This window comes from Rhizobium sp. Rhizsp42 (assembly GCF_047304155.1).
Lineage (GTDB): Bacteria > Pseudomonadota > Alphaproteobacteria > Rhizobiales > Rhizobiaceae > Rhizobium.
Genome location: NZ_JBGLYS010000074.1, coordinates 1 through 9068, shown reverse-complemented (window position 1 = coordinate 9068; position 9068 = coordinate 1). Strand labels below are relative to the sequence as shown.

Annotated in this window: 8 protein-coding genes; 1 reads left to right on the top strand and 7 read right to left on the bottom strand. The window is 55.1% G+C overall.

The features are described from left to right. Positions 1–586: 586 nt before the first annotated feature. From ACCD05_RS31150 to ACCD05_RS31125, 6 genes are all read right to left on the bottom strand, one after another. Positions 587–2386, bottom strand: coding sequence for a TniQ family protein (locus tag ACCD05_RS31150; RefSeq protein WP_413397506.1), 1800 nt, complete (start codon positions 2384–2386; stop codon positions 587–589). Then, positions 2370–3401, bottom strand: a complete 1032-nt coding sequence (locus ACCD05_RS31145) for a TniB family NTP-binding protein (RefSeq protein WP_413397504.1) — start codon at positions 3399–3401, stop codon at positions 2370–2372. Before ACCD05_RS31145 ends, ACCD05_RS31150 begins: the two co-directional genes overlap by 17 nt. Continuing rightward, positions 3398–3712, bottom strand: a complete 315-nt coding sequence (locus ACCD05_RS31140; RefSeq protein ID WP_413397502.1) for a hypothetical protein — start codon at positions 3710–3712, stop codon at positions 3398–3400. Before ACCD05_RS31140 ends, ACCD05_RS31145 begins: the two co-directional genes overlap by 4 nt. Beyond that, positions 3699–5906, bottom strand: coding sequence for a DDE-type integrase/transposase/recombinase (locus tag ACCD05_RS31135; protein WP_413397500.1), 2208 nt, complete (start codon positions 5904–5906; stop codon positions 3699–3701). The genes ACCD05_RS31140 and ACCD05_RS31135 overlap by 14 nt, the downstream gene beginning before the upstream one ends. Further along, positions 5906–6493, bottom strand: coding sequence for a hypothetical protein (locus ACCD05_RS31130; RefSeq protein WP_413397498.1), 588 nt, complete (start codon positions 6491–6493; stop codon positions 5906–5908). The genes ACCD05_RS31135 and ACCD05_RS31130 overlap by 1 nt, the downstream gene beginning before the upstream one ends. A gap of 74 nt (positions 6494–6567) precedes the next feature. Further along, complete coding sequence (locus tag ACCD05_RS31125; RefSeq protein ID WP_413397496.1) at positions 6568–7401, bottom strand: TnsA endonuclease N-terminal domain-containing protein; 834 nt, start codon at positions 7399–7401, stop codon at positions 6568–6570. A gap of 554 nt (positions 7402–7955) precedes the next feature. On the opposite strand from ACCD05_RS31125, the gene ACCD05_RS31120 reads away from it, so the two are divergent. Continuing rightward, on the top strand, positions 7956–8621 hold the full coding sequence (locus ACCD05_RS31120; RefSeq protein WP_413397494.1) for a hypothetical protein: 666 nt from the start codon (positions 7956–7958) through the stop codon (positions 8619–8621). Positions 8622–8623: 2 nt separating this feature from the next. On the opposite strand, the gene ACCD05_RS31115 is transcribed toward ACCD05_RS31120, so the two are convergent. Continuing rightward, a partial coding sequence (locus ACCD05_RS31115) for a hypothetical protein (RefSeq protein ID WP_413397492.1) occupies positions 8624–9068 on the bottom strand: 445 nt, incomplete at its 5' end.

Sequence of the window (9068 nt, the reverse complement as noted above, 5' to 3'; positions counted from 1 at the left end):
TCCTGATGTGAGTTCGACACGCGACATCTTGGCATATCGCGATGCCGGGAGCGGAGGCCGTCCATCACATCAGGTCACCCAGGTTCAACCAGTTGTCGTCGCTCTAATCGGGCTTCTCGGGTCGGCGGCCGATCCGGCGATAGTGATCTGACATGGAGCGCATATTCGGAATTCCGAACGTTCAGCGGAGCGGCTCAGAAACTATAATCTATCGCTTTGACCCACGGCCAGCCAGGTCATCGAGCGGCTAGTAGCCTAGGCTCATTGAAGATAATTTATTCAGTCAAAACAATGAGATTGAGTTTGGGGACATCAGTAGGATGAATTTGGCCCGCGCTATCAAGGAAATTGGCCACTGTAGCGCTGCAGAACCACAGACACTGTAGAGCAGGATAACTTTTCCCGAACTTTTCGCCGTAAGTCATTGATTCTGCTGAGCACGTTATTTGCGGTTACTAAGAAATTTCCCAAAACACCCCTTAAGAGATTCCGAACTCCGTCCGGCCCCTGGTGCAAAGGCACAAAAAAAAGCCCGGCTGGGAAGCCGGGCTTTTCACATATTGATGGTGCCTAAATCGGGTTTGTGCTAACTGAGTTCCGATCGCCTATAGTATCGACCGACGAACCTACCGCCTTGGATCACTGGCCGCGTTCCCTGGCCACCGAGTTCCAAAAGGAGCTCCATCGGGGTCATATTCCGCTCCACAGCCAACATGTCCAACGTGACAAATTCGGCATCGAACCGATCGACGTCCTGGGTCTTTACCCAAGCTCGACGCCCTTTACCTCCGACGCGATTTTCTCGCATAATGTAAGGTATGAGACCGGCCTCAATGACGGCGTCTACGACCGACTTTGTTACCTTCAACCTGCGTCGAGCTGCGGTCAAGTCTATCAATTCGGCATCGACGTTTGCCTCGTTTGTCTCGTCGTCGAGTGTAGCGCGGGAGGCTTTCCGGAGATCGTCGAGGTCGATCTGAACGGCGTCGAAGCGAACCGTCGGGCCATTGTTATAGACCCTTTGAATGTGTCCATCCAGCAGCGAGCGGAGGGCCCCTAACACGCCGCCATAGTGCCGGAGGGTAACTAGTGGCCTGATTTCACCAGTTGGCTCTTCGACTTGAACCGCCGATTTGATCTTCAGCACCAGCTCCTCAACCTCGCTACGGTGGACAAGTCTATAGATTCTACTCTCCTCTGGTGTGTTGGCGATTGCGGTCAGGATGCCTGCCTTGATGATCTGATCAACGATCGCAATGGAGCATCCGAGTATTTCGGCGACCTCGCCGGTGTTTAGCCAGGAGCGTGCGTCGAGCAGCGGTCGATGGATCATGCTCTTCTTGAGGAAGCGCGGGAGATCCCCCTCGAAGGCGTCCGCCAAAATCTGCTTAACACGCTTTTCTGAAAGCCCGTAGGCAACGGCCGCCGACGGGACAGTATGAACTTTGCGCGTGAGCACAGGCCAGAAAAAGGTTTCGCCACGATCCAACGCGACATGCTCTTCAGCATGCTGTTGTAAGAGCTTCATCAGAGGATGATAGTCCCTGTTGTGCTTGTTCACCTTCCACCAGTGGTGCGCTGCCGAGTAGATGGACCGTGGCCGGGTGACCGTGCGAGAGACTGTGCGGACATAATCGGTCAAAAAGCTCCAGACCGCTTCCTCACCATCTTTGGCGATAGCGTAGCCCGCGTAGCGCCGTTCAGGCGTTTCGAAGCCGCCTGCAATACGGTGAGACACATTCCCACGGTGGAGCGTCTCCTGAAACTCCCCAATAAGCGAGCAGAATTCGGCGGAGACGTAAGCCGGGAATTCGTCTAGGAATGAATCTGCCGCAGGCTTGTTGAGCCGCTTGGTGAAATAGACGTCCGCTTCGTTGACAGATGCAGCTTCGGACAGCGAAAAACCGCGCGAGAGCTGTGTGAAATCCTGCAATCGCTGCAGTTCGATTGCTCGACTGATCAATGGCGTTCCGTGTACGGCGCAGGTGGTGATCATCGACCAGCCCCAAGCTGCACGAATATAGGCGTGCCCCCCGGGAACGAGGTCTGTCTTTTCATGGTCCTCGCGCAGGCAGTGAGGACAAAAACGGACTTTTCGCGTGTTAAGCTGCGACCGTTTTACGGTGCTCTCGCCGTAGGACACGATGACGCCTGGGCCAACAGCGTACTTCCGGATAGATTGTTCGGTTTGGCCGGAGAGAGCCGCGAGCCGCGTAACCGCTTTTGGCGATAGCGTACGAAGGCTGTCGCCGTTTGATTGTCCAGACGACAACATATCACAGGCAGCTCGGAAGCCGTTCGCCCAGGCGAGGCGACACGCGAAAGTCTCTACGCACTCGTCGTCGCGGAAGGGCACCGCTCGCGGAAGCTTAATAGGTGACGTCATCGTCTTCGTCCTCTTCATTCTTGAGCAGGTCCGCGAGTGCCTTATTAGGTTTGATCTGCAAAAACTCTGGGGCTTCGAACACATTGTCGCGCCGGGTACATCCGGTTTTGTTATGATAAGTTGTCCGGAGGTGGTCCACTGTGATCTCACGATCACCAGCCAGGAAGGCCGCAAAGCACGTTTCCTGAAGCATGAGAATTGCGGTTCCCATTACGTAATTCGCCGCATGCATCAGACGGCTGGTAACCTTGTCCTCGGTTTCGAAGGAGTAGGTCATACCCGCTGCCTTCACGACAATCTCGTCGATCAGGTAGTCGACAAACCATGCGTACTGAGCTTCAAGTGGCGCTAGCCGGAGCATATTGGTCCGCCGGGCCACCTGTTCGTCTTCGAAAATAGGCATGACTTCGGGAGTTCCGACGAAGATCACGTGAAGCGGCCAATCGTCTGAGCTGATCAGATCTTTGAGGACGTCTTGCATCCTTTTGATGAAGCCGGTTTTCGATCCGCGAACACCATGTTGGAGCTCGTCCACCAGGAGATATTTGTATCCGAGTTCCTTCATGTGGTTGAGGACAATGGAGGGCATCTCTGGCTCGGCCTTCTTTTTGTATTCTTTATCGTCGATGCGCATCTTCTGCAGAATATGGAACATCGCTGATTTCGCCGTCGAACCCGGCGGCAGCTTGGTCCGAAGGATTGGTGAAACCTGCTCTCCAAACGCATCAAGCGACGGCTGAAAGTAGGGCAGCAGGTTGAGGTAATAATTCACCAACGTCGTTTTGCCGCTTCCCGCAGGAGCGACAACGCACAGCGCACGCTTTTCGGTGCCGCCACCGTTGTGACTGGCTCCGCAATTCATGTAGAGCGCGTCTGCCTGCTTGCAGAAGGCTTTGTCGCGTGCAGAAGTCAGGTGATAGGATCGCAGCTTCTTCCGGAACGCGAAATAGCCGGTGAGATCGGGCAACGGTTCGTAGACAAACTTCTCGGGCCTTTGGATCTGCTTAGCCGTCATTGCGGTCTCCTTGCATCGCAGAACCCCTTGACGGCCTTGTATGCCGCTACCCATTCTTCGAGGGAAATTGGCTCGTCGCAGGTATCAAGCGCCTTTGAAGTGAGCTGGAGCGTGGGGCCTCCCGAGAATTCCACGCTGACCATACGGATGTCGTCCGCACGCACGAGAACCGTTACCTTCTCGGGTCGTGCCCCCTCTTTCCGCAGTCGTTGGAGTTGGAGCGCCTCACTGTTGAAGTGAATTCCGTACAGGGTGACACCGAGGGTAGTAACCTGTCGTTTCATGGATTGGTACAAATCAGTACGCGTCATAGTCATCTTTCACCTTCTTTTTCGCTGGGACCGATTTCGGCTTCGTTGCGGATTTTGGTTTGTTCTCAAGGACGGTCGGCGCGATGCTTTCGCCCCGGATCGCCTTGAAGCTGTTCTGGAGGAGCGCGTTTTTCCCGATCAACGGTACCGGCAGCGCAGAAAGAGCACGCTTCTTCTGGAAGTCGGTTCCCTCGAACATGATCTTATGGTGCCGTCTGTAGTCGTCCTTAGTGGGGCGGTGCATCGTGATGCCAGCGGCCAGGATGGCGCTGTCGCCGACTTCGCGACGGTGCGCCAGAGCGGCCCACTGAACCTCGAGGTCGTTCTTTTCATCTTCCTTTGCGTCCGCCAGAACATCCTGACGCGCGAGAATCCATTCCTTGAGGCCGATGGGGCTGTCGAAGCCGAAGCGGTTAGGAACAGTGATCCATTTGCGGTCGGGCAACTGAACGGAGATCCAACGCAGGTCTTCCTCGTGGTAGCGGATACGAACTTTCGCGTTGCCACGGAGTTGACGCTGCCTCTGCAGTTCATCGGAATTGTACCGGATGCCCCAGATGATGATGCCTTCGGGATGAATGGCGCGCCGCGCGTCCACACCGAAAATGTGCCTGCGCATGTGGAGGTCCATCAAGCGTCGGTTGCCGGGTTTCATCTCGGTGAGATATTGAGCCACCATGTTATGGGGCGCGCGCTTTCGAGGTCCGGAGATGGTCAGGTGGTGGTAATCGACCGTCATGCGGATCAGAAGCGCGTAGAATTCCTCAGCGAGAAGCGCCGCATTTTGCTCGGAATCATAGTCGCCACGCTCGACGACGTTTGAGAATGTGCGACCAGGCATGCCATGGGTAACCAGTGCTCCGAGGGTACGCAGCGCTCGCTCGCATGTCCCGCGAAGCCAGGGCTGTTCGGCCGGAGTGCGATCCAGTTCAATACCGCAAGCGCTCGCAACTTCTGTTACTTCCTCAGCGAGGTATTCTGAACCGTTATCACTGACAAAGTTTTCGATGATGATCGGGAACCACTGTCGTTGAGCCCCACACATCTGTGCCATGTGGGTTTTGTCGGAGATCGCCATTTCGATCGCGCTGACGACCATCTTCGACGAGCGGTTTTTCGACATTCGGATGGCGACGATATAGCCGGTTGCGACATCGACGCCGACCGTGATCCAGACGCGCGAAGTCTCTGCAACCTTTTTCATATAAGGAGTCAGATGGTCCCAGACTCCATAAACGCGAAGCCATACAGCCAGATCGCATTCGTGGTCATCGAACGCCACCAGCTCGCCAACGCGAGTGATATCGTTTCCATGGCGAAGGGGCCGGAACATCTTCCTTGCCTTGGCGGCACCGTCATGAGCGAGAACTCGATCATACGACGCTCCGGCCAGGATCATGCGGTTGAAGATTTCGTAGGTGACGTGGGTCAACCCAGCTTGCTTCGCTGCTCCCTCGTACCCTTTGAAAAGACCATTCTTCTGGGACTTGTCAGCCGCGTAATGCCGATCAGCCCAGGCGATGGCGAAAGCGAGCGACTCCGGCGAATGGTGCTCGCGGTTTCGCGTGCAACCAGGCTTGTTCGGCTTGCGGGCGAGGGCGACAAGGTTCTTGTCGAAGTAGTAGTAGCGATTGTACTGCTCGAAAAACGTTTCGACGGTCGGCGGATCTTTGAAGATCTTGACGGTCGATAGGGCGTGGGAGCGCTGCTTAGTCTGCTTAGATTCCTTTAAACCCACTCGCTCATTCGCAGCTCGCTGCTTTGCGATGTTCTCGTTGTTGATTTCCTCGTTCCACTTTTCCAACAATCCTTGGAGCATTTTGGCGGTGATCCGCACACTCGTGCTGCCGATGAGGTCGTCGTAGCGGTCGATAAACCCTTTTGAGCGATAGACGCGAACGCGGCTGTCTGCCGTCAGCTCCTTGATTGTGAGGTCGCCCCACATTTCGCGAAACTGGGTCTTTTTGACGCTGAAGTAGTCCTGCTCAACGCGAATGTCACCGTTGACGATGCCGTGGTAATAGTCTTCGTGTGAAATCGGCCTAGTGTAATCGGGGTTGTCGATTGGATTGAAAAAGTGACCGGTTTCGTCGGTATGTTTCGGGCGGCAGATCATGCCGTCCGAGAAGTGAACGCGATCGTCCATTCGCAGATCGAGGCGCAGATAGCCAACATTGAACGCTGCTTCGAACATCAGCGCACACTGATCAGGTTGTCGTCGCGATCGATGAAGCTCTTCGCGCGATAGACGCGGGCGCGGCTATCTGCTGTGAGCCCCGCGAGCGTGGGATCGCCCCACACTTCGCGAAACCGGGTCTTCTTGACGCTGAAGTAGTCCTCCTCGACGCGGATGTCGCCGATCACGATGCCATTGTAATAGTCAGCGTGGGAAACGAACTTCGTGTATTCAGGGTTGTCGATTGGATTGAAAAAGTGACCGGTTTCGTCGGTACTTTTCGGACGGCAGATCATACCGTCCGAGAACTCCACCCGGTCGTCCGTTCGGAGATCGAGGCGCAGATAATCAACAACAAAAGCTGCGTTCTTTGAAGGGGACATTTGTACTCTCCTACTTTGATGATGGGCGACGGCGCGCGTGCAGTTGTTCGGCGGAAGGTCTTCGTCGGTCGGCGCGGCAAGTGGGAGACGAAAGCCCATTGCGGCGTGAAACTCCGGACTCGTGTAAGGCGAACCGACGGTCAGATCGACGAACACTGGGAGGGGGCGAGTGCCGAAGGTAACGCGGTTTTTGCAATTGAAGGGGAGGTTGCTGTCAGTCATTTTCTCTGCTCCAGGCATAGCTCCGCCATCCCCGGCAAAGGGGTGCGCGGTTGATAGTGTTTGAGGGACGGGCCTTAGTGGACGACGGCCAATCGGCACCAATCGGTGATGCGTGATAGGGGATCTATGAGCACTAATTCTCCGTTATCGATCAGTTTCCCGATGGCGGACTTACGCAGATGATGTGGCACGCCGTTATCGTAAAGTTGCCAGAGGAACATCTGCGGAGAGAAAAGGTACATCATCTCCCGCGCCGCCATCACTTCCTCTTCGGTGGTGTTCTTGCGGCACCAAAGAATGAACCGCGCGTTGAAGGCAGCCGTTCGCGTTGCCTGAGCATCAGTGAAAACAAATGTCTCATCAAACTCAGACTGCGGCACGCTGACGATCTGCTTCAGCTTCTTCTCCTCGTCGTCTCGCCGTTCCTCGGGCTTGACCGAGACCGCGATGCGTCGGCCATCACGAAGGAGGACCAGGTAGTCGAACGTGTAGTAGTGCCAATCGTCGTTTGCGTCGGGATATTTGACCCTTGGAGTCTGCGACCAGATATTCACCACGTCCGGCCAGGTCATCAACATCTGGGCAACATTCTTTTCGTTGCGGCTTTCGTGTTGGATGACGCGGCAGTCATAGATCAGGAATCCGCGATAGCTCCATTTGCTGTTCCTGGCGACCGACCTGGTACCGCCGTGCGGCATCAGATCAATTGAAACAGGGTGCGCATTCTCGGCGTAGTCGAGGTCAACCGTGAGATCAACGTACCATCCAATACCGGGACGCGAGCCGTGCCCGCTGTCCGAAGGGTCGGTCGTTTTTAGTGATCGAACAGCAATCTCACCGCGCCGCTCCAACGCTTTGCGCTGGCGGTTCCGCATCAGAGCATCATAAACCACGTATTCGTCGCGCATAGAGCTTCTCCTTTCAGCAACGCGGGGACGCAGCCGTTCCGAAACAAAGCTGTGACGAGATCGGTTGGATCGGGGTCAATGCTCTGCGCCAGAACTCGGAGTGCTACTAAGCGCACGGAGAGCAAGGTGGCTTATGAAAAGTGCAAACGTTTTGATCGGTGATTTCGCGCAATTCGCCAGAAAACGGCCGCGCGGTCGCCAATGAGCGACGGCAGTAGTTGATGTACATGGGTTTAGATCCGGCTGTTGATCTCAAAGCGCAAGCGGTCGCGCGTCGCCGGAAGATGTCGTCGAAGACCCTTTGGGTCTGAACGTTCTCGTCAGCGGATCGCGCCGAGATTACCTATTCGAAACAACGACATATGCTTTGTCTCCAGACACTAGCTGCGGGCATGATGACAGGCCTCCGTCACGAGGCCAAGAGAGCAATGCGAAAAATTTTAATAAAATATTAATTATGGTTAACGCCGCAGTCGCTGTGTACCCGGCCGACGATTTGTTTCTTGCGACCATCCGAAAAAAAATAATGCACGCGAAAAAAGATCGGTGTGCAGATGAAAAATGCGCTGTCAGGACTGCTGAATGTAATTGATGAACGCCTCGGACCAAAATTGCGCGAGCTTGGTGTCAACGTGAAACCCAGACGAATGACTGCCGGACAAGTCGTCGCATTCGAGGCGAAGGACCGTCACGTTCCGCTCGAAATCATGGTTCAGGGGTCGGTAATACTGCCTGGAACGGCTCTGGACCTGTCAAACTGCATTGCCTACTTCGAGCGATCGGAAGCCATCAATATCGGCAATAATGGCTGGACGTACTATGAACATGTGACCAATGCGTCGTATCGATTCACTGGCGATGTGGATCACGATTTCGAGCAAGTCGCGGCGATCATCGAGAAGATAGGGGTGGTTCGTCACCCAGGCGTCAAAAATCGGGTCACTAAGAACAGAGACCTTGCGATGGCATACGAGTCGATATCGGACCGTCTATCGCTATATGGAAATTTCGAGATTGAACATTCCTGGGATGGAAAGGCCGAAGCCTTGGAGTTTGACGATGCGTCGGGCAGTAAGTGGCGTTTTGAATTCGCCAGCAGCCGGGTGAAAGTTATGATCGATGGGAAAACGGCCGGGCTGTTTGACTCGGCCGATCGATATGGCATGCAGGATCTGATCTCTGCACGTATTCAGCAGTCCCCAAATCTCTCTGGCTGGTGACGTCATTCATCTCCCAGGACGTCGTCGAAACGCTCAGCAAAAAGGGCTCGTTCTTTCTCGTCCTGCTCTTCAGCCCACCTGCGGGCGCGGTTCCGCAACGGATCTGGGTTATTGACTCCTCCAACAGCGGAGATGATAGGTGCGTACCGCCTTTCGCCGTTGGTGATTTCCCAAGCAGCAGGATGATCAAGATCGACGGTTTGACCTGTGATGGCTCGGTGGATCTCGCGCGCGATGGCGAGCGAGACCAATGGGGGACGGGTGCTGCAAACTTGTTGCCGCGCTGACCAATCGTCACCGTCGTAATACCAATCTTCCGGCATTCCCTGCAGAAGGCTTAAGAGCGAAACAGACATCGGCAACAGTGGGACGTAAGCGGTTAGCCGACCACGCTCGACTGGAAGTTCCACGGCATCAGAGCGTCGATATCCTGCGCGGGCCATCCGT